Source organism: Streptomyces sp. NPDC093064 (assembly GCF_044754605.1).
Taxonomy (GTDB): Bacteria; Actinomycetota; Actinomycetes; order Streptomycetales; family Streptomycetaceae; genus Streptomyces.
On record NZ_JBIVPK010000046.1, the window covers coordinates 23,697 to 44,468 of the forward strand.

The 20,772-nt window shown below is 69.9% G+C and carries 18 protein-coding genes; 12 read left to right on the forward strand and 6 right to left on the reverse strand.

Annotated features, from left to right (window positions below; translation table 11 throughout):
• The first annotated feature begins 185 nt into the window (after positions 1-185).
• A complete protein-coding gene (locus ACIQFZ_RS34595; protein WP_402693063.1) occupies positions 186-1,388 on the forward strand; it encodes an RNA-guided endonuclease InsQ/TnpB family protein in 1,203 nt (400 codons plus the stop codon).
• Between the two features lie 711 nt (positions 1,389-2,099).
• Here the strand turns inward: ACIQFZ_RS34595 and ACIQFZ_RS34600 are convergent.
• The gene (locus ACIQFZ_RS34600) at positions 2,100-4,187 is read right to left on the reverse strand and encodes a beta-propeller fold lactonase family protein (protein WP_402693064.1); all 2,088 of its coding nucleotides are present in this window, start codon (positions 4,185-4,187) and stop codon (positions 2,100-2,102) included.
• Between the two features lie 1,617 nt (positions 4,188-5,804).
• On the opposite strand from ACIQFZ_RS34600, the gene ACIQFZ_RS34605 reads away from it, so the two are divergent.
• From ACIQFZ_RS34605 to ACIQFZ_RS34615, 3 genes are all read left to right on the forward strand, one after another.
• Complete coding sequence (locus tag ACIQFZ_RS34605) at positions 5,805-6,104, forward strand: hypothetical protein (RefSeq protein ID WP_383064029.1); 300 nt, start codon at positions 5,805-5,807, stop codon at positions 6,102-6,104.
• A 321-nt stretch (positions 6,105-6,425) separates the two neighbouring features.
• Positions 6,426-6,986: a hypothetical protein gene (locus ACIQFZ_RS34610; RefSeq protein WP_402693065.1), complete on the forward strand. Its 561-nt coding sequence runs from the start codon at positions 6,426-6,428 to the stop codon at positions 6,984-6,986.
• A 64-nt stretch (positions 6,987-7,050) separates the two neighbouring features.
• A complete protein-coding gene (locus ACIQFZ_RS34615; RefSeq protein ID WP_402693066.1) occupies positions 7,051-8,061 on the forward strand; it encodes an RNA-guided endonuclease InsQ/TnpB family protein in 1,011 nt (336 codons plus the stop codon).
• Positions 8,062-8,097: 36 nt separating this feature from the next.
• Here ACIQFZ_RS34615 and ACIQFZ_RS34620 read toward each other — a convergent pair whose 3' ends face one another.
• Positions 8,098-8,352 carry a helix-turn-helix transcriptional regulator gene (locus ACIQFZ_RS34620; protein WP_365778550.1) on the reverse strand — a complete coding sequence of 85 codons (255 nt, stop codon included), beginning with the start codon at positions 8,350-8,352 and terminating at the stop codon, positions 8,098-8,100.
• 373 nt (positions 8,353-8,725) lie between these two features.
• Between ACIQFZ_RS34620 and ACIQFZ_RS34625 the strand changes: the two genes are divergently transcribed.
• The 3 genes from ACIQFZ_RS34625 to ACIQFZ_RS34635 all read left to right on the forward strand — a co-directional run bounded on the left by ACIQFZ_RS34625 (position 8,726) and on the right by ACIQFZ_RS34635 (position 13,537).
• The gene (locus ACIQFZ_RS34625) at positions 8,726-11,260 is read left to right on the forward strand and encodes a SpoIIE family protein phosphatase (RefSeq protein WP_383064103.1); all 2,535 of its coding nucleotides are present in this window, start codon (positions 8,726-8,728) and stop codon (positions 11,258-11,260) included.
• Between the two features lie 111 nt (positions 11,261-11,371).
• The gene (locus tag ACIQFZ_RS34630; RefSeq protein ID WP_402693085.1) at positions 11,372-12,880 is read left to right on the forward strand and encodes an ISL3 family transposase; all 1,509 of its coding nucleotides are present in this window, start codon (positions 11,372-11,374) and stop codon (positions 12,878-12,880) included.
• A gap of 201 nt (positions 12,881-13,081) precedes the next feature.
• Positions 13,082-13,537, forward strand: coding sequence for a diguanylate cyclase domain-containing protein (locus ACIQFZ_RS34635; RefSeq protein WP_402693067.1), 456 nt, complete (start codon positions 13,082-13,084; stop codon positions 13,535-13,537).
• 246 nt (positions 13,538-13,783) lie between these two features.
• Here ACIQFZ_RS34635 and thrS read toward each other — a convergent pair whose 3' ends face one another.
• Positions 13,784-15,013, reverse strand: a complete 1,230-nt coding sequence (gene thrS, locus ACIQFZ_RS34640; protein WP_402693086.1) for a threonine--tRNA ligase — start codon at positions 15,011-15,013, stop codon at positions 13,784-13,786.
• A gap of 265 nt (positions 15,014-15,278) precedes the next feature.
• Here thrS and ACIQFZ_RS34645 point away from each other — a divergent pair, with 265 nt between their 5' ends.
• From ACIQFZ_RS34645 to ACIQFZ_RS34655, 3 genes are read left to right on the forward strand one after another with little or no spacing between them, the layout of a single operon-like run.
• Entirely contained in the window at positions 15,279-15,434 is a 156-nt protein-coding gene (locus ACIQFZ_RS34645; protein ID WP_365430128.1) for a hypothetical protein, read from the forward strand.
• Between the two features lie 50 nt (positions 15,435-15,484).
• Positions 15,485-15,829, forward strand: a complete 345-nt coding sequence (locus ACIQFZ_RS34650; protein ID WP_365778546.1) for a DUF6247 family protein — start codon at positions 15,485-15,487, stop codon at positions 15,827-15,829.
• The gene (locus ACIQFZ_RS34655) at positions 15,826-16,086 is read left to right on the forward strand and encodes a hypothetical protein (protein WP_402693068.1); all 261 of its coding nucleotides are present in this window, start codon (positions 15,826-15,828) and stop codon (positions 16,084-16,086) included. The genes ACIQFZ_RS34650 and ACIQFZ_RS34655 overlap by 4 nt, the downstream gene beginning before the upstream one ends.
• A gap of 178 nt (positions 16,087-16,264) precedes the next feature.
• Here the strand turns inward: ACIQFZ_RS34655 and ACIQFZ_RS34660 are convergent, their stop codons facing one another.
• Entirely contained in the window at positions 16,265-17,545 is a 1,281-nt protein-coding gene (locus tag ACIQFZ_RS34660; RefSeq protein WP_402693069.1) for an MFS transporter, read from the reverse strand.
• Between the two features lie 364 nt (positions 17,546-17,909).
• Here ACIQFZ_RS34660 and ACIQFZ_RS34665 point away from each other — a divergent pair, with 364 nt between their 5' ends.
• Entirely contained in the window at positions 17,910-18,143 is a 234-nt protein-coding gene (locus ACIQFZ_RS34665; protein ID WP_402693070.1) for a hypothetical protein, read from the forward strand.
• Positions 18,144-18,420: 277 nt separating this feature from the next.
• On the opposite strand, the gene ACIQFZ_RS34670 is transcribed toward ACIQFZ_RS34665, so the two are convergent.
• Both ACIQFZ_RS34670 and ACIQFZ_RS34675 read right to left on the reverse strand, forming a co-directional pair.
• Positions 18,421-19,770, reverse strand: coding sequence for an IS1380 family transposase (locus ACIQFZ_RS34670; protein WP_402693071.1), 1,350 nt, complete (start codon positions 19,768-19,770; stop codon positions 18,421-18,423).
• A 172-nt stretch (positions 19,771-19,942) separates the two neighbouring features.
• Entirely contained in the window at positions 19,943-20,173 is a 231-nt protein-coding gene (locus ACIQFZ_RS34675; protein WP_365431907.1) for a helix-turn-helix transcriptional regulator, read from the reverse strand.
• Positions 20,174-20,575: 402 nt separating this feature from the next.
• Here ACIQFZ_RS34675 and ACIQFZ_RS34680 point away from each other — a divergent pair, with 402 nt between their 5' ends.
• The gene (locus ACIQFZ_RS34680; protein ID WP_383063575.1) at positions 20,576-20,761 is read left to right on the forward strand and encodes a transposase; all 186 of its coding nucleotides are present in this window, start codon (positions 20,576-20,578) and stop codon (positions 20,759-20,761) included.
• The last annotated feature ends 11 nt before the right edge of the window (positions 20,762-20,772 follow it).

Below are 20,772 nucleotides of genomic sequence, written 5' to 3' on the forward strand. Positions count from 1 at the left end.
GCGGTGGCCGCGGCCCGCGGAGCGCCCTGGCAGCCTGCCTGGCGGAGCAGGATGAACGCGAACACGTGTACTGGTGTTCGCTGATCGGGGTGATTGCATCGGAAGGGGGGTGCGGGCGTTCGGGTGTCGTGCGTACGGTCGCATGATGGGTGCCGGGTGATCGGGACAAGTGCCGGGGGGTGGGTGTGGCGGGGGTGCGGGAGGCCGACGGGGGCGGACATGCCCGGTACACGTACCGGCTGCGGGTGTCGGCCACGGCCCGTACTGCGCTGGAGGGGGAGTGGGGGCGGTGCCGGTGGGTGTGGAACGAGTGCGTGGCCCGTTCCAGGAAGGCACACGCCGAGGGTGAGGGGTGTGGTCCTGCCCGGCTGGACCGGATGTTGACCCGGGCCCGCGCGGTGACACCGTGGCTGGCCGCGGGCTCCTGTGTGCCGCAGCAGCAGATCATCCGCGACTTCGCCGCATCCCGCACGAAGGCACTCAGGGGCATCAAGGAGCGGCTGCCGCTGAAGCGGCGGGCCGGGATGCCTCGGCGCAAGAGGAAACGCGGGGCCGATCCGACGCTGAACTACACCCGGCGCGGCTTCCGGCTCAAGGACGGGCGGCTGCACCTGGCGGGCGGGATCGTCCTGACCGTGGTGTGGTCCCGTCCTCTCCCGGCCGAACCCTCCTCGGTGCGCGTCTACCGCGACCACGTCGGCCACTGGTACGCCTCGTTCGTCGTCCCCGCCCTGCTGGAGCCGCTGCCTTCGACCGGTGCGGTGATCGGAATCGACTGGGGCGTCAAGGAGACAGCCACCACCACCTCCGACGCCCACGACCTCCCCCACGCCCAGCACGGCCAGAGGTCCCAGGCCGAGCTGGGCCGGTACGACCGGATGATGGCCCGGCGCAGGCCGAAGAAGGGGCAGGCCGCGTCGAAGGGATATCGGGAGGCGAAGAGGTGGCGGGCCAAGGCCTACGCGAAGATCGCCCGGCAGCGCCAGGACACCGCCCGCAAGTGGGCGAAAAAGGTCGTGCGCGACCACGACGTGATCGCGGTGGAGGACTTCCGGCCCAAGTTCCTCGCCCGGACGTCGATGGCCCGCAAGGCGGCCGACGCCGCGATCGGCGCCACCAAGCAGGCGTTGATCGAGATGGGCCGCAAGCACGCGCGGGACGTGCGTCTGGTGCATCCTGCGCACACCACTATGGACTGCCCGCGGTGCGGGGCGAGAACCAAGCACGCACTGCCGCTGTCGGAACGCACCTATACCTGCACCGCGTGCGGAGCCGTCTGTCCCAGGGACAAGAACTCCGCCCGCGTGATGCTCGTCCGGGCAGGTCTGGACCCGGCTGGTGTCGAGGGCACAAGACCTCCTGGAGCGCTGCTCCAGGAGGCGGCCTGAGCCAGGAATCCCCTCCCTCAGGGAGGGGAGCAGTCAAGGCATTGCATGCCCGACGACCCGGAGCGGTCGGTCACGTCCCGCTCACAACCAGCCACCGGCAGCTTCTAACAGCCCGGCGGGTTCTGGGGGCCCGCGCAGCCCGCGCTCAACGATTCCGCCGTGGCGTTCGTTGTCTGAGGCATTGCCTCAGCACTTGTCACGCCCACCGCTCCGGCGAGCAGCGCAGCAACGCAAAACGCACCGACGAGGTGTCGGATGCGCTTCCGGACGGTCGCCATGATGATCTCCCTTGGCTTGGGGCGATGGATTACTCCTGATTTGTCAGTTTAGTGCTGCAGCTTGGTGCTACAGCCGGACCACTGTCAACGGCCTGGAGGTGGGGAGTGCAGTGGGGCGGGTGCGGCAGTGGGGCGGTCTTTACGGGGCCGTCCCGCGATCGTGTGTCCCTGCCGCATGTAGTGGCGACAGTCCGGACAGCCCACCCACGTGATCGATGACATCTGGACCCCTTACACGCGACGGTCCCACAGACAGAGAAGAGGAAGATCCACAAGGAAAACACCTCGTCCCTGCCCGCCTACGACCTGAGGATCCTTGGAGAACCCGACCCGAGCGTCGGGCCGCAGCCATGCCCGCCCGGCGGCCAACAGCCGAAAACCGCCGGCCCACCGCGACCCACTCGACTCCGCCGCCCCAAGCGAAAGGGGGAGGCTAGAACTTGATCACCGACACCGAGGCCGAGCCCTCGTTGGCCGTGTAGGCCCGGCGTCCGTCCGGGGAGACCGCCACCCACACCGGGTACCCGCCGACATGGATGGGGTTGCCCACGGTGCGGTTGGATGCGGTGTCGATCACCGACACCGAATCCGGGCCGGAGTTGGCCGTGTACGCCCGGCGTCCGTCCGGGGAGACCGCCACCCCGACTGGCTTCTGGCCGACATGGATGGGGTTGCCCACGGTGTGGTTGGTGGCGGTGTCGATCACCGAGACCGAATCCGAGCCGGCGTTGGCCGTGTAGGCCCGGCGTCCGTCCGGGGAGACCGTCACCCCGGCTGGCTTCTTGCCGACATGGATGGGGTTGCCCACGGTGTGGTTGGTGGCGGTGTCGATCACCGAGACCGAATCCGAGCCGGCGTTGGCCGTGTAGGCCCGGCCTCCGTCCTGGGAGACCGCCACCCCGTACGGCTTGTCGCCGACGTGTATGGGGTTGCCCACGGTGTGGTTGGTGGCGGTGTCGATCACCGACACCGAATCCGAGCCGGAGTTGGCCACGTAGACCCAGCGTCCGTCCGGGGACACAGTCACCCCGACTGGGTCCTTGCCGACATGGATGGGGTTGCCCACGGTGTGGTTGGTGGCGGTGTCGATCACCGACACCGAGGCCGAGCCGTAGTTGGCCGTGTAGGCCCGGCTTCCGTCCGGGGAGATCGCCACACCCTGCGGCTTGTCGCCGACGGGAATGGGGTTGCCCACGGTGTGGTGGGCGGCGGTGTCGATCATCGACACCGAAGCCGGGCCGAAGTAGTTGGTTGCGTAGGCCCGGCGTCCGTCCGGCGACACCGCCACCCCGCCCGGGGATTTGCCGACCTGGATCGAGGACACGGACGGTGCGGTGGGACCCGAGGAACGGGACTGTGCCAGGTAGATGCCGCCGCCCGCCGCGGCAAGCGCCATCAGCGCCACCCCCGCAATGAGCCTGGCCCGGCGGTTTCCGGGCCGCGGCGGGCGGGGCCGCAGCCGGGCCTCGTCCCCTTTGTGCGGCAGCGGTTGTAGGGGCGGGCCGGTCGGTTCCTCCGGCTCGGCCGGCGACAGGATCTCGGTCGGCGGGGCCGATTCCTGGGGGCGCGGCGGCTTCGAGGCGGGGGGCTGCTCGGGCGGCGGCACCTTTGGTGAGGGAGCCGGTTGCCGCAAAGGGGACGGGTGGGGCTGGTCGGCGATGGAGGCGAGCCGCCGGGCGGCCTCCTCACCGTCCATCCTGTCCGCGGGGTCCTTGGCCAGCAGCCCGAGGAGGACCGGGGTCAGCTCCGTCGCCCGGCGCGGCGGGCTCGGGGACTCGAACAGCAGGGCGCTCAGCGTGGCGAGGGCGGTGTCGCGGTCGAAGGGGCCGGCCCCCTCGAGGGCGTAGTACAGGGTGGCCCCGAGCGAGAACAGGTCGGCGGCAGGGGTGGGCGGCTGACTGTTGGCCCGCTCCGGGGCCATGAAGCGCGGCGTCCCGAGGATCTCCAGGGTGGCGGTCAGGCGGTCCTCCCCGGAGCTCGGCTCCAGCGCGATGCCGTAGTCGGTGAGCATCACCTGGCCGCCGCTCTCCGTCGGATAGGAGGGCTGGGGCCCCGGATGGGTCAGCAGGATGTTGGCCGGTTTGACGTCCCGGTGCAGGACGCCGAGCCGGTGTCCCTCCAGCAGGGCGTCGAGGATCGCCAGACCGATCCGGGCGACGTTGCCGGGCGGCAGCGGCCCCCGCTCGCGCACCACCGCCTCCAGATCCATGGCACCGGGCACGAACTCCATGACGATCCACGGCAGGCCGCCCTCCTCCACGATGTCGTGCACGGTGACGACATGCGGATGGTTGCGCAGCCGGGCGGCGTGCCGGGCCTCGCCGCGGGCCCTCGCGATCCGGGAGCTCACCTCGCATTCGGGGACGTCCGGCGGCAGAATGATCTCCTTGAGCGCGACCTCGCACGCCAGTTCCTGGTCGTACGCCAGCCACACACGTCCCATGCCGCCGGTACCGAGCCGACGCAGAAGCCGGTAACGTCCGGTGATCACGCGCCCGGCGGCCTCTTGCGCTCCTGTCATGGCACTCCTCTTCCAGGACGGCCAGCAGGGGTTCCTCGGCGAGCGCTGAAGGGGCTCTCTCCACGTATCGCATATCGCTCGAAGAACGGCAAGTCACCCAGAACGGGTGTAGCCCGCGTATGTCCCGCGCGGCGGTGTCGGGATCAGGAGCGGGAAAGCGCGAGCGCCGAGAAATTGGGCATGCCGTGAGAGGGCGCAGGCCTTCGATGAGCTGACCGCATTCGAAGCGGGTTCCGGCGTGGACGAGGGCGACGCGGTGCGGCGCGTTCACAGCCCGCCACCGGCCCGCAGATGGTCGCAGCCGGCCGGCACTACGGCTGCCAGGTCATGACGTGTGTGCTCTACGACCCCAGGCCCTCGCAGGCAAGGGAGTGGTCCCCTTGAACTGACCCCTGAGACCGGAAACACCGTGGCCACCAGCATGGATTTCTGATGGCCACGGACCGGGATAACCGCTGGCCGCCCACCTGGGCATCTCAATGGCCGCTGATAGCCGTGTGCCCGCACGTTCTGCCGAGCCGAGGACACCCCGGTGGGGAAGAGTGGGCGCGTCAACGGCGCCGGATGCCGCCGAGGGCAGGGTGCAACTCCGAAAACCGGTTGGGCGCGCGCCCATACCGCCGGCCTGCTTCCCCCACACCCTCCTTGATCCACGATGTGGTGCCCGCGGGCACGCCGACCGGATGCCCGCAACCCACGCTGGAAGCGGAGGGCGGCTTGACCATCCGCCCCTAGGCGGACAAGGACGCCCCCGCCGCGCTCATGGCGTTCCAGAACCCGGCCATTCAGCCTGGATCCACCGCGTAAGGCCTGATCACGTGACGTGATCGGTTTCCAGATGGATATCCCGCATCCGGGCAGGGAGCATTTCCGGATGGCCGTTCCGGTGGCGGGTTCTCCAAGGTCCTTCACGTCACCGGCAGGCAGGGTGCGCGGTCGGTCAGGTGCGCAGGCGGTGACCGGCTGCCGTCCACAGCCGTCCCAGCGCGTCGCGCCAGGGCCACCGAGCCGGGAAGTGCCAGGTCAAGGTCCGTGCCCCAGCGGCCAGCCGGGCCGGGACGCCCCGATGCAACCGCGGAGACCCTCGTGGAGAGCTGGCTCCGCACCGGCGACGACGGCTACTTCTCCACCGTCGACCGCAAGAAGGACCTCATCATCCGCGACGGCTTCGATGTCCACCCGCAGGAGATCGAGGCGGTTCTGTACGAGCACCCCTCCGTTACCGAGGAGTTGAGGGTATCCGTCCGCGACCCGGTCGCGCGCCGTACGAATACCCGCGCGAGGCCCGGCTCGTCGACGCCCTCCCGAAGGGGCCCACCGGCACGATCCTCAAGAGGCGGATCGCCGTTCCCACGTCGCCCTGACACGCTGTGCACCCCTCCCCGGAGGGAAGGGTCGGTGGGTCGGGAATGTTTGTCAAGCCCCGAATTCCAGGGACATGACGCGGTGCGCCGGGCCGATGTCAATTGAGGCATGGGTTCACGCAGAGCAGGTGGCCCACCGGGATGGTCCGGACGGTGTTGACGGGACGTATGTCCCGCGGCCGCCCCGCCGGAGAACCGGCAGGTCCGTTTCGACACATTCCTTTCCCATCATTTCTCACCAAGGAGATTGAGCATGGCCCGCACACCTCGTACACGACGTCTGGCGATCCTCACCGCTTCCGCTGCCCTGGCCGCGGGAGGCGCGCTGATCCCCACCGCCGCGTTCGCCGCTCCGGCCCCGGCCCAGACCAGCGCCGTGGTCACGCAAGTGCCCCAGCAGGAGGCCAAGACCGTCAGCGGTTACGCCAATGATGTTGACGTCACGACGGACTCGTCGGACGCGTCGTCCACGTCGTACGTGGCTACGCCGGACTCCATCGCCTACTCGTCCGCGCAGTCCTCGTCGTCCTCGCAGACCGTGGTGTACTCCTAGACGAGCTTGTCCACATGCCTGCGGCCACGAAGAGAGGGTGCTCAGGATCCGTCTGCGACGACGGACCTGAACACCCTCGTGACCGCACCGTACGTGAAGATCGACGACGAGTGGGCTGGGATCGGCGCGTCTGCCTGGGCGGCCCCCGAAGCTCAGCCACTCGGAGATGCTGTGCCTGGCGGTGATACAGGCGATGCCCGGTTTCCACCGCGAGGCCCGCCGGTTGCGGCACGTGCGCAAGCACTACCGGGACATGCTCCCGTACGCATTCCGTCTCATCCCGTCCCCTTCCTCAAGCCACCACATGGGGGGTACCCGCGCATGTCCACGCCTTCTCGGGGCCAGCAGCCCGGCCGGCCGCAGCAGTCGTTCCAGCCGCAGGCCCCGGAACCTCACAAGAAGAAGAGCAAGGGCAAGACCTGTGCCGGAGTCGGCTGCCTGGGTGTCGTCGGCATCCTGGTCATCGCCGGCGCGATCTCCGCTGCTACCGGCGGCCAGTCCAGCAGCGGTACTGCCAAGAGCCCGGCCGCCGCACCCTCGGACGCCGGCAACGCCTCCAAGGCCTCCGCCTCGCAGTCTGCCCCCCAGAAGGAGGCACCGCAGACCGTCACTTACGTCGTCACCGGCACCAGCGGCGCCGACGTGCAGTACGGCCCGGCCGGGTCCTCCACCCAGGGCAAGGTGCCGATGAGCGTGACCAGGCCGCTCGAGAACTCGCAACACTACGCGATCACCGCGCAGCTTCAGGGGGGCGGCCATGTCACCTGCCAGTTGAAGGTCAATGGCAGGGTCATCTCGCAGTCCACCGCGTCGGGCGGCTACACCATCGCCTCCTGCGAGATCAGCAAGGACACCTTCAGCGACAAGTGGACCCGGTTTTGAAGTGACTCTCGCTGTAGGGATTGTCGTTGCTGGTATTGGGGCGTGAGTGGCTCCTGGTCGCAAGATGCCGACCGAAGCCCGCAGCAAGCTGCCGTGGCTGCGGGACGGCGCGAGCGTCCCGCAGCAGCAGATGATCCGGGATTTCGCCAAGTCCCGCTCCAGAGCGCTGAAGGACATTGAGCACCGTCTGCCGGTGAGGCAGCGCGCAGGCATGCCCCGGCACAAGCGGAAGCGTGATGCCGAGCCGACGCTGAACTACACCACCCGAGGGTTCCGGCTGAAGGACGGCCGCCTGCACCTTGTGGGCGGCATCGCCGTGACCGTGGTGTGGTCGCGTGAACTGCCGTCCGCTCCGTCGTCGGTGCGGGTGTACCGGGACAGCCTCGGCCACTGGTACGCGTCGTTCGTCGTGGCCACCGAGGTGCAACCGATCCCCGAAACCGGCGCCGTTCTCGGTATCGACTGGGGCGTCAAGGAGACCGCCACCACCACATCGGACGCGCACGACCTCCCGCACGCCGAACACGGCAGGCGGGCCGCGCAGCGTCTGGCCCGGTATCAGCGGATGATGGCCCGCCGCCGGCCCGCCAAGGGGCAGGCCGCGTCCAAGGGCTACAGGAAGGCGCAGCGGCAGGCCGCGCAGGTCTCCAAGAAGGTTGCACGGCAGCGGCAGGACACCGCCCGCAAGTGGGCCAAGCGCGTCGTCCGCGACCACGACGCCATCGCCGTGGAGGACTTCCGGCCGAAGTTCCTCGCCAAGACCACCATGGCCCGCAAGGCGGCCGACGCCACCATCGGCGCCACCAAGATGGCCCTGATCGAGATGGGCCGCAAGCACGGGCGGGACGTCCGCCTCGTACATCCCGCGCATACCACTATGGATTGCGCATCGTGCGGAGCGAGAACCAAGCACGCACTTCCTCTTTCGGAACGTACCTACACCTGCACCGCATGCGGAGTCGTGTCCCTCAGGGACAAGAACTCCGCCCGCGTGATGCTGGTCCGGGCTGGTCTCATCCTGGCTGGTGTTGAGGGTGCAAGGCCTCTGGGGGCGCTGCTCCCGGAGGCAGCCTGAGCCAGGAATCCCCCTCCCTTCAGGGAGGGGAGGATGTCACAGGCCCAGGGAGACGGCCAGGCGCGTGAGCTCGGCGGTGTTGCTGATGCCGAGCTTGGTTCGGATCCGGCGCAGATACGCATCGACGGTGTGTTTCGAGAGCCCCATGCGCCGGGCCGTCTGCACGTAGGTGAGCCCGGCGGCGATGTGCTGCAGTGCCTCCCGCTCACGCGGGGCCAGCGCGGCCGGCCCGCACGCAAAGGCAGAGGCGGGGGTGGGGGTTTTGGCGTACAGGGCGGGTGCGAGGTTCATGGCGGCTTTCCTTCGGCGCATCGGTCCGGTCGTCCCGGCCTACATCTTCGGAGCAGTACACGGATGCCTAAATGTGGGCATTTGCCCCTAACGGACACGGGCAGGCCCAGGTCGGTTCCACGCCGTCGCACATTTCTTGAAATTTCCGTTATCTGCCCATATCGGTGACGTGCAGAACCACTCTCGGCACCCGGCCCCGCACACAGCGGACCGCCCACGGCGGGCGGTCCGCGCCCCCGCTGGCCCGGGCACGTCGCCGAGCGCCGTGTTGGTGCTTCCCGCCCCGCAGGATCATGCTTGTCAGTAGGGCCCTGGCCGCGGAGGTTCCCCCAGGAACAGCGGTCGCGGAACGAGCGAGGCGAGATGAGCGCCGATGGAGCACCTTCCCACTCCTCCTGGTGAACGGCCGGGCGAGGCGGACGCCCCGCTCGAGCCGCCCCGCACCGCCACCGTCACGGCCACGGCCACCGTCGACGAACACGGCATCGTGACGGGGTGGGGCGAGGGCGCCCGGCGCCTGCTCGGCTACGAGCCCTCACAGATCATCGGCCGCCCTGCCACCCGCCTGCTCGCCGACGACACCGGCGAGGCCGCCCGCCGGGCGGCCGGGCACCAGGCGGCCGGCAAGGACCGGTGGAACGGCACCGTGGTGCTGCGCCACCAGGACGGCCGCCGCCTCGAACAGCACCTGCTCGCCCACCGCCGCACCCCCACCGGCGGTGCGGCCACCGAGTGGCTCCTTCTCTGCGCCGTGACCAGCCCGCCGCCGCACCCCGAAAACCGCCCGCAAGGCACACCGGGCGAGCGGGGGCAGGCGGAGGAGCCGGGCGGGCTGAGGGAGCTGAAGGAGTGGGCGTTCGCCCAGTCCCTCTGCATCCTGGCCGTCTTCGGCACGGATCTGCGGCTCATCGCGGCGAACACCGGCATGGAGCGCGCCCTCTCGCTCACCGAGGCCGAGATGCGCGGGCTGCGCCTGGTGGACATCACGCCGCACCCCGCGGGCGAGGAGATCCAGGCGCGGATGCGCCGGGTGCTCCAGGACGGTGAGCCGCAGTGGACCGAGGCCTTCCTCCCCGCCGCCCATGCCGGATGCGCTGACGGCCCGGAAAGTGGCCGGCTGGTGTCGCTGACCGCGCTGCGCGACGGAACGGGCCGGCTGCGGGGCGTGTGCCTGAGCGCGTACCAGGGGCACGAGGAGCACGCGGAGAGGGAGCGGATGCTGCTGAACGAGGCCGGCGCCCGTATCGGCACCACCCTGGACGTCGCCCGTACAGCCCAGGAACTCACCGACGTCGCCGTCCCCCGCCTCGCGGACTTCGCCGCCCTCGACCTGCTCCCTGCGCGCGGTGAGGAGACGGGCGCCACCGCTTTGGCCGGGTCGGTCACCATGCGCCGCGCCGCCGTGCGCTCGGTCCTGGAAGGAAGCCCCGAGTCCCCGGTCGCCGTCGGCGAGTCCAGCACCTACCCGGCGCTGTCCCCGGTGGCCCAATGCTTGGCAAAGGACCGCGGGGCGCTCTACGAGATGACCGGCCCCACCCTTGCCCGGTGGGCCGGCGAGGACCCAGGAGCGGCCCGGATGAGCGAGTGGGGCACACACTCGCTCATGGTGGTGCCGCTGCGCGCCCGAGGCACCACCCTGGGCGCCGCCCTCTTCAGCCGCCACCACAACCCCGCCCCCTTCACCCCCCAGGACCTGCAGCTGGCCGAGGAGCTCACCGCCCGGGCCGCCCTGAGCATCCACAACGCCCGGCGCCACACCCGCCAACGCACCACCGCCATGACCCTGCAGCGCAGCCTGCTCCCGCGGACCCTGCCCCAGCAGGCCGCTCTCGAGATCGCCTCCCGCTACCTGCCCGCCGACCCCCTGACCGGCGTCAGCGGCGACTGGTTCGACGTGATCCCGCTGTCAGGCGCACGCGTCGCCCTCGTCGTCGGCGACGTCGTCGGCCACGGCATCCGCGCCTCCGCCACCATGGGCCGGCTGCGCACCGCGGTAAGCACCCTGGCCGACGTCGACCTGCCGCCCGACGAACTGCTCACCCACCTCGACGACCTCGTCATCCGCCTCTCCGCCGACGAAGCCACCCCCGAAGGCGCCCCCGAAGGCGCCGGCGGCATCGGCGTCACCTGCCTCTACGCCGTCTACGACCCCGTCACCCGCCGTTGCACCCTCGCCCGGGCCGGCCACCCCCCACCCGCCGTCGTCACTCCCGACGCCGCCGCCTACCTTCTCGACGTCCCCGCCGGCCCCCCGCTCGGCCTGGGCGGCCTACCGTTCGAGACCACCGAGACCGAACTACCCGAAGGCAGCCTGCTCGCCCTCTACACCGACGGCCTCCTCGAACCCCGAGACCACGACATCGACGAAGCCCTCGACAACATGTTCGCCGCCCTCGTCCGCCCCGCCCACACCCTCGACACCGTCTGCGACCACGTCCTCACCGCCACCCTCACCCACCGCCCCGACGACGACATCGTCCTGCTCCTCGCCCGCACCCACGCCCTCAGCGCCGACCGCGTCGCCGCCTGGGACCTGCAACCCCACCCCGCGGCAGTCGCCCACGCCCGCCAAAACGCCACCACCCAGCTCACCACGTGGGGACTGACCCACACCGCCTTCATCACCGAACTCATCGTCAGCGAACTCGTCACCAACGCCATCCGCTACGGCAAACCCCCCATCCAGCTCCGCATGATCCACCACAACACCACCCTCATCTGCGAGGTCTCCGACACCAGCAGCACCACCCCCCACATGCGCCGCGCCCGCGTCTACGACGAAGGCGGACGGGGCCTCCTCCTCGTCGCCCAACTCGCCGACCGCTGGGGCACCCGCCATACCCCCACCGGCAAGACCATCTGGGCCGAACAAACCGTCACACCTGACAGTGAGGATGTGATGCGGTGACGCTGCGGGCGGGACTGTAAATCGTTCGGCTCTGTCCCGTAATCGGTGGTGACGAAGGGTGACGGCCGTCGTTGTTCTGGTGTGCGTGATGTCAACGAGCTTGTGAGTGTGGTGTTTTCAGGGCTGTCAGCCCTCGTTGTCGAGGGTGTACAGGACGAGGACGAGGTCATCCGGGTGTCTGCGCGGACCCGGGACGATCCGGTGCCGTGCCCGGCATGCGGGGCACCGACGGCCAAGGTGCACGGCCTGCACGGCCCGACGCTCGTGGACGTGCCGGTGGACGGGCGGCGGGTCGTGGTGTCGCTGCGGGTTCGGCGTCTGGTCTGCCCGGTGCTGGGATGTCCGCGGCAGACCTTCCGCGAACAGGTGCCAGGCCTGGTGGAGCGCTACCAGCGCCGCACCCCACGCTTGGCCCGCCAACTCGGCTTCGTAGTCAAGGAGTTAGCGGGCCGAGCGGGTGCCCGCCTGTCCCGCGCCTGGGGCTGCGGCATCTCTCGTTCGACGGCTCTGCGCCTGCTCACGCGCCTGCGGACACCACCGCCATGTGTGCCGCGGGTGATCGGCGTCGACGACTTCGCCCTCAAGCGCCGGCACCGCTACGCCACCGTGATCATCGACGCCGAGACCGGCGAGCGGATCGACGTCCTGCCCGACCGCACCGCCCCGACCCTGGTCACCTGGCTGCGCGAGCATCCCGGGGTCGAGTACGTGTGCCGAGACGGCTCCGCCACCTACGCTGAGGCGATCCGCCAGGCTCTGCCCGAAGCGGTGCAGGTCAGCGACCGGTGGCACCTCTGGTCCAACCTGTGCGGCAAGGTCCTGGCCGAAGTCCGCTCCCACGCGGCCTGCTGGGCAACCGCCGTGAACCCCGCCCGGCCCGGAGGTGTACGCGAACAGACCACCCGCGAGCGGTGGCAGCGCGTCCACGACCTGCTCGACCAAGGCGTCGGCCTGCTCGAATGCGCCCGCCGCCTCGACGTCGCCCTGAACACCGTCAAGCGGTACTCCCGCATGAAGGAGCCCACCGGGGACCGCCGCGCACCCCGCTACAAGCCCACGCTCGTCGACCCCTACCGCGACCACCTGCGCACCCGCCGCGCCGCGGACCCGGCCGTCCCCGTCCTCCAGCTCTTCCGGGAGATCAGGGAGTTGGGCTACACCGGCAGCCTCAACCTGCTCCACCGCTACATCACCCAGGGCCGCGCCGAGGGCGACAAGCCGGTCACCACCCCGCAGCGCTTCGCCCGTCTCCTGCTCACACGCCCGGAGAACCTGCGTGACAAGGACACCGCGCTACTGCGAGAACTCACCGGAACCTGCCCCGAGATGAACGAACTGGCCTCCCTCGCCGGCAAGTTCGCCCAGCTACTGGCCCCGGCGGAGGGCAACGACGCCAAGCTCACCGACTGGATCACTACGGTTCGCACCGCCGACCTGCCCCACCTGCACTCCTTCGCGAACGGCCTCGAGCTCGACCGCGCCGCCGTCGACGCCGGCCTCACCCTCCCGTACCACAACGGCCGCACCGAGGGCGTCAACACACGAACCAAACGGATCATGAGGCAGATGCATGGCCGAGCCGGGTTCCCCCTACTCCGCCACCGCATCCTCCTCCAGTGATCACTACACAGCGTCACCACCGATTACGGGACAGAGCCAATCGTTCGGTGTAACTCCCGATCATGGAAGATGCATCGATGAACCGGTGAGAATGTGGCCGAGCACGAGGCTGTCGAGTCGGCAGCGGCTGTGTCGGCGAAGGCCGTGGACGACCAGCTGATCGACTGGTTGGTGAGCCGGGCCCAGGCCGGGGGCCTGTAGTTGACCGGCGAGGGCGGGCTGCTCCAGCACAACGACACCATGGGCCACCCGGCTGGGGACACCGACCTCGCCGCATTCGGCGCCCGGCTCACCGCCTGGGACGGCCCGCGCGCCGCCGTCGGCAGGCTCGGAGGCGATGAGTTCGCCGTGGTCCTGGACCTGCCCGCCGACCGCACCGAGCAGCGCCTGGAGCAGTTGGTCCGGATGCTGCACACCCCGGTCACCCTGGACGACGGCCGTACCGACGACGTCGCCGCCTTGGTCGGCGCCGCGACCCCCGACGTCCTCGGCACCCGCGACCTGCCCGCGCTGCAGAGGGCTGCCGACGCCGCCCTGCACGACGGCAAGCACTCCGGCCGCGCGGTCGCCGCCACCGCCGCGCACACCACGGTCCCGTCCCTCAACGGACGCCGGGAGGGCAGGCCGGGCACGGCCGTGTGGGGGCGAGCGGCATGACCACCGCGACGCTTTTGCCGGCGGGCGACTGGATCCGCGGCATCAGCATCAGGCAGCCGTGGACAACGGCCATCCTGACCGGAGCCAAGACGATCGAGAACAGGCCCCAGCCCTGATTTATGGCCAGCTGAAGCGGCGTTTACCGGCTTGACCAGGTTGGTTGCGTGATGGATATGTCCTCCACGTGGCAGAGGGAGGGCGAGATTCCTCCCTCTGCCTTGGGGACGTCGAGATTGGCTTCGTCTGCTACGAACGGGGCGCCCTGTCCCACAGTTCGGTGCTGTGGGCATCGATGAGGGGGCTGATGTGGGTCAGCACGTCGCTGACCGGCTGCGGGCCGAGTCGTCGCCCGTCACGCAGACGTAGTGCGACGAGGTTGTCAGCGGCTTCCTTGGCGCCGATGACGGCTTGGTAGGGAACCAGGCGGGCCTCTCGGATGCGGGCGCCCAGACTGCCGCGTTCCGGACCGGCGATTTCAGCACGCAGCCCGAGGTTGGTGCATCGTTCGGTGAGCGCTTCGGCGTTCGGCAGTTCGGTGTCGGAGACCGGGAGGATCGCAAGTTGAGTGGGGGCGAGCCAAGCGGGGAAGGCACCGCCGTGCTGCTCGATGAGATGAGCGACGGCTCGCTCCACACTGCCGATGATGCTGCGGTGGACCATGACCGGGCGGTGTTTGGCGCCGTCCGCGCCGATGTAGCGCAGGTCGAACTGCTCGGGCTGGTGGAAGTCGACCTGGACGGTGGAGAGAGTGGACTCCCGGCCGGCGCCGTCGGTGACCTGGACGTCGATCTTGGGGCCGTAGAACGCGGCCTCTCCCTGGGCCGCCTCGTAAGGCAGGCCGGAGCGGTCGAGGACGTTGGTCAGCAGGGCGGTGGACCGTCGCCACTCCTCGGGTGCGGCGACGTACTTGCCTCCGGGGCCCGGGAGGGAAAGCCGGTAGCGGGTCGCGTTGATGCCGAGCGCCTCATATGCGCGGCGGATCATCTCCAGCGCCGCCTGCGCCTCCTCGGCAACCTGGTCCAGAGTGCAGAAGATGTGCGCGTCGTTGAGCTGGATGGCCCGGACGCGGGTCAGTCCGCCGAGCACACCGGAGAGTTCGGAGCGGTACATACCACCGAGTTCGGCCATACGCAGGGGCAGTTCGCGGTAGCTGTGGGAGCGGGAACGGTAGATGACCGCATGGTGAGGACACAGGCTCGGCCGCAGAACGACTTGCTCGCCGCCGATGTCCATCGGGGGGAACATGTCGTCGCTGTAGTGCCACCAGTGCCCGGAGATCTCGTACAGCTCCCGCTTGCCGATCACGGGCGAGTACACGTGCTGGTAGCCCGCTCGCCGCTCAGCGGAACGAATGTACTCCTCCAGGGTGTGCCTCACGGCCGCGCCGTCGGGCAGCCAGTAGGGCAGTCCGGCGCCGATCAGCGGGTCGGTGTCGAACAGGTTCAGTTCCCGGCCGAGTTTGCGGTGGTCGTGCACGGTGGTCATCGCGGTCTCCTTGCTGTTTGCGGAGCAAGTGACCGGGCCTACGGCGAAGCCCCGGGGCACTTGCCCCGGGGCTTCGGATCAGGTCGTCTGTCAGCGCGCCGGGACACTCTCCGGCGTCGTCGTCATGGCAGCGCGCTTCATGCCGATCACCGTAGCAGGGGCCCCGGTCTCCTGACGGTCATTTTTCGGCTGTGGTGCGAGGAGTGAGGGAAGGGACGTTGTTCTCTTGCTTTTCCGGCTCTACTAGTCCGCCGGAGTGGCCGGCCGCCAGGGCGAGGACGTGGTCTGCAGGTACGAGACCACCCGCGCGGCGATGCACCTCGCGCTCGGCGGCATCCTCAACGCCTTCGGCTATCGCGCCAGGTCGCACGCCCTCGGTTTCGGGCACATCATCGCCCCGGACCAGCCCTGACCAACTCGCCCAGGCGTCGACCGGCGCTCGCACGGGGAAGGAAAACAGGCATGGCCGCTCCCGCCGCCCCGCACCGCGCGTACGGTGGCGATACGACCCGCCAGGAGGTGCTGATGAGCGCGCAGCCCGAGGAGGCCCCCGCCCCGCCGGCCCCGGCCGCCGCCCACCTGCGCGAGGACCGCCGCGCCGACACGTGGGTGCCGGCCTTCGAGCGGGACTGGGCCAAGGCTCTGGAGGACTCCCGCCACACCTACAGCCTCACGCCCCTGCACGACGTCGTCCGCACCTGGCAGGTCCGCTTCGCCGCGGCTCCGGCCGTCGACGCCTACATGGACTCCCGCCGCGACGAGTGCGGCTTCGTGGACCTGCCCGACGTCCTCGGTGCCCGCCGGTGACCGGTGAAGCCTGGGCGGTGCGCCTGTCCCCGCAGGCCGCGAAGACGCTCACCCCGCTCCCCGAGCACGCGAAGGAGACGGTCCGCGACGTCCTGGACATCGCACTGCGCTCCCCGTGGGGCTGGCCCCAGTGGAACACCGGCGACCCAGAGGGCGAGGACGTCCGCGCCGCCTCCATAGGGCAGCTGTCCGTCGTCTACGTGATCAACCGGCTCACCCGGCACCTGTCCGTCCTGGACATCATCTGGATCGGGTAGCCACCCGCGCAGGCGGCCCGACCCCGGCGGGTCTTCAGGTGAAGGGTGAGGACGGCTTGACGCTTGGGCTTCGCTCCAGACGACGGTGCTGCCGGGGTCCTGGGCGGCCCGCTATACGGGCCGGAATGGACCGGCGTGCTTGTCGTCGAACTGGCGCTTCGATGGCTGAATGGACGGGTCAGGCCTCGTGGCGGGGTGGCGATGTTCTGGCTCGGAGGGCTGGGTCGTTGCGTAGTTGTAGGAAGGTGACGAGCAGGGTGAGTGCCTGCAGCAGGGCGCATGCTCCGATGAGGCTGTTCAGGTAGGGCGGCGGGGTGAGGGCGAGCAGGATGCCTGCGAGGGGGAAGGGCAGGAGCAGGAGCAGGATGGTCAGGGAGAGGGTCGTGCCGAAGGCCGCGGGTGGGATGACCTGCGAGGGGAGGGTGCGCAGGACGATGGCGAGTCCTCCGTCGGCGGCCATGAAGAGGGCTATGAGGGTGACGTAGCCGGTGTAGGAGGGGGCCTGGGGCACGGCGAGGCAGGCGGCGGCCGCGATGGTTGCGCTGATGACGCCGACCCCCCACAGGCCGAGCCGGTCAAGGCCGGCGCGGCAGCAGGCGACCGCGACCAGGGTGGCGGCCGCGGCGATGGACCAGAGTGCGCCGGCGGCGGCCGGGGAGTGGCCGAAGCGGTCCTCCACGAGGATGGGGCTGGCCGATTGCAGCAGCCCGAGCATGAGGTTGGAGCAGGCCAGTCCGGCCGCCAGCCGGCGCAGGGACGGCAGGGAGCGCAGGGTCTGCCATCCATCCCGCAGGCCACCGCCCGGCGCCGGTCCGCCACGGCGGGCGGCGCGCAGGGGAGTGGGCGGGGTCTGCAGGGCGAGTGCGCCGGAGGCGAAGGACAGCACGCTCAAGCACACGAGCATGCGCGTCGGGCCGGTGAGCAGCAGGACGCCGCCCAGCGCGGGGCCTATGAGGGTGGCCGTCTGGTCGATGCCGATCAGCACCGACTGCACTTTGTGGGACTGCCCTTGGGATTGCCGGCTCACGACGGCGCCGACCGCTTCGTTGGCGATGAAGCTGAACTGTGTCAACGCCCCGGTCACCGCAGCCAGTGCCATGACGGTGACGGTCTCGGCCGCGCCCGGCGGCACCAGGTGAAGCGCCACACCGGCGCCCGCCACCAGCAGGGCGCGGGTCAGTGAGGCGATGAAGCAGACGATCGCCGCGCCGCTGCGGTCCACCAGGGTGCCGGCGAAGCCGAACGCGGCCACCCGGGGTATCCATTCCAGTGCGAAGGCCAGGCCCGTCAGGGAGGCGGAGCCGGTGGTGGCCAGCACGACGAGCGGCATGGCATAGGTCGCCATGGAGTAGGCGAGTGCGTCGCACGCGCGGGGTGCGTAGACCCGCCGGAACAGGCTGCCCGAGGGGAGGGCAGCATGCCGGCCGGCTGGCTGGACCTCAGGTAAGGAGACGGTCACGAAGTGGGGGTCTTTCGTTGAGCGGGGGAGGGGAGGGCCAAGGTGTTGCCGGCCGCTCACGCGGAGGAGAACGTCACAGTCGCAAAAGTCACGGGCATGGCATAGCGCTACACGTGAACTCCGCTCGAATCGCTGCGAGGTGAACAGGGGGGCGGGCCCGCCACGGGGGATGAACGGGCCCGCCCCTGTCTTGGTGCCGCCCGCGTACCTCCCCCGGACTGCCGGCGGCGTGACCCGCTCAGGGGCCACTGTGTTCAGCGCGTTCCAGGTCCTGCGTGTCACAGGTGGCGGCCTGACCTTACAAGACCACCAAGCTTTTGAACTCGAGTCGCCGTGTGCCTGGTGCACGCGGGTGATCGGCTGGATGGCTGGCACCGGCGAGCTCGCCACGGCCTGCCGCCGCCTGCTCGCCGAGACCGCCGCCGACGCCGCACCGCCCGCCCCGGCGGCTCCCGGCCGGACCGAGCAGTCCGAGAAGCCGAAACGGCCCGGGCGGAAAGGGAAACGGATGAGCTTCACCTCCTGGACGATCCTCGCCTGTTTGGTCGGCGTCGTCGCCCTGTACGCCTACAGCACTGCGACGACAGGCACGCGCTGAGGAATGCCCGCAGACCCGGTCCCATCGTTGGCCCCTGTGTCGCCCTCGCCCAGCACGGCCGTGCCCCCGACCGATCCCGGGAAGGCCTCGGCCAGCGCCACGGGCCGCCGATGGGCCTCGATCTTTCTCGCCGGGCTGCCGGCGGAGTGGGCGGCCCGTTTCGCATTCCGTGACTGGTCGCGGGCAGGCTGGTCGCCCGAGTGTCGCGTCGAGTGGGCGCCGGGTTCCACTCTCCGGGCTGTGATGGTGCTGTTCGTAGGGACGGGAAAGTTGCGGGTCAGCCGGGGTTGGGGAGGAGGGCGAGCCGGGCCGGGGCTGCGGTGATTTCTCGTGTCCAGGGCCAGTGGTGGGCGAGACGGAGGATCCGCCGGCGGCCGGTGGTGACGAGTTGGGCAGCTGCGGTGATCAGGCGGAACCGCAGGCGGCGGGGTTCCCAGAGCCGGGCCTTGCCCGTCAGGGCGAGCATGGGCATCCAGGCGAGCAGGTCGAGGGCTATCTGGACGATCTCCAGCCAGACCTTGTTCTGGGCCATGTCGTGGAGGGGAAGGTTGCGCAGGCCGGTGGCCCGAGCGGCCCGGATGCGGTCTTCCGTGCGGGCTCGTAGCCGGTGACGGAGTTCGAGCTCGGTGATCGGCCGACTGGTGGTGTGGGTTGCGAAGCATGTGAGACGCATGCCGTCGGCGCGGGTGAACCTCAACTGGGCCCCGGGATGCGGTCGTTCTCTGCGGATGATCAACCGCATGCCCGGCGGCCAGTTTTCCAGCACGTCGCCGGTGAGCTCGGCGACCCAGGCACCGTCCCTTACCTCGGCGTCCGTCTCGACGGCCGGAGTCCAGGCCGGCTCGGGAATCTTCAGTGCGTGCTGGTGGATCGCCTCGGTGATCGTCATTCCGACGGAATGCGACAGCCATCGGCCCCGCCGCCGAGCGAGCCAGGACACGAACTCGTGGGTGCCGCCGGCGGAGTCCGTGCGGATCAGCGTCTGTCGTCCTCGCGGGCATTTCCGGGGCAGTCGGGCCAAGGCCAGGCGGGTGGCGGTGATGTGGTCGGCGGCGGTGTTGGATCCAGCGTTCCCGGGCCTGAGCAGGGCTGCGGCGGGTTCTCCGGTGCCGCCCGGGCCGTGGTCGACGAAGCCCATGAGCGGGTGGTGGCCGTAGGTCTTCTTCCAGGTCGCTGTCGCGTCCTGCTTGTCGGAGTGCGCGAGGACCAGGACGCCGGCGAGATCGACCGTCACCTCACGGCTCTGGTCGGGGGCGTTGTGTCCGGCCAACGACCAGACATGGGAGCGGACTTCGGCCCAGGCTCGGTGCATGGCCTGTAGCGCCTTGTCGCCGGAGGCCGCGAGGGTGTCGATCAGGCGCGAGACGGTCGGGTCGGAGGCGACCGGACCGAAGACGGCCGGCTCGGACCGCAGCATTGCGACGTCCGCAAGGCAGTCCCCGCCGAGGGCGACCGCCAGCGCAAGGTCCAGGAGAATCTTGCCGGGATCGTGGACGGCCCGCGGCTTCCGCCACGGCGCGAGCGCGGCGGATATTGCCTGGTAAAGCTCACTCTTGCGGACTGTTTCGACGAGCAAGACCGAACCGGCCTGCGAGACGACGTGGCGGCCGTCGCCTCGGACACGCAAACGCGGGCTTCTTCACCTGAGGAGTGCAGCTTTCCTGATGACGAACAGGACCCTAAGCTAAGCTGACCGCAAAGCGGCGGCGACGTCCGGCGTCCGGTCCGCGGACTGCGCCAGCACCCCCACCGCCGCCGGCGTGCGCGGGTCGACGGGGAGCCGGTCGCGGCCCCCTGGGTCACAGGCCCAGGGCGATGGCCACGCGGGTCAGTTCGGCGGTGGTGGTGATGTTGAGCTTGGCCCGGATACGGCGCAGGTAGGCGTCCACAGTGTGGGTGGAGAGGCCCATGTGGCGGGCGGTCTGGAGGTAGGTGCGGCCAGCGGCGATGTGCCGGAGCGTCTCGCGCTCGCGCGGAGCCAGCGCAGGGGCGGGGGCTTCGATGTGCGGAATGGCGAGGGTGACGCTCATGGTGCTGTCCTCCGGCGAGGGATCTGGCCGTTTAGGGCGATTTGCCCTTGTTTCTTCAGATTGCTCGCCGGACGTCATGACCGTGTCCGCCGACTGTCACAGGCGCGTCACAGGGAAAGGCGGAATGGTTTGAATCAGAAGCCGTATCTCTATCGATCATGAGGAAGGTTCTGATCGAACACGGTCCTTGGCCGGGTGATCTCGGCCGGGTGGATGCATGAGTACAGGGCCCCTTGTAGCTCGGGTTTGCGACCACTCGAGCGCCAGGAGGCCCTGTTGTTCCAGTCTTGGGTGACGGTCCCCGTCTCGTCCAACTCCCGCGTGTCGTCGTGCGACTGCCTCGTGCACAGGTTCGGGAACGCGGCCGATCGCCCGGAGCGGGTGCCGGTGTATCCGTCGGACATGACGGACGCGGAGTGGGCAGTGGTGCGGGACGCGATGCCGGTGCCGGCCTGGCTGGAGGGCCGGGGCGGGCAGCCGGAGGGCTACTGCCACCGTGTGATGCTGGATGCGATCCGGTACGTCACCGACAACGGCATCAAGTGGCGCTCCATGCCCGCCGACTTCCCTGCCTGGGACCGGGTGTAAGCCTTCTTCCG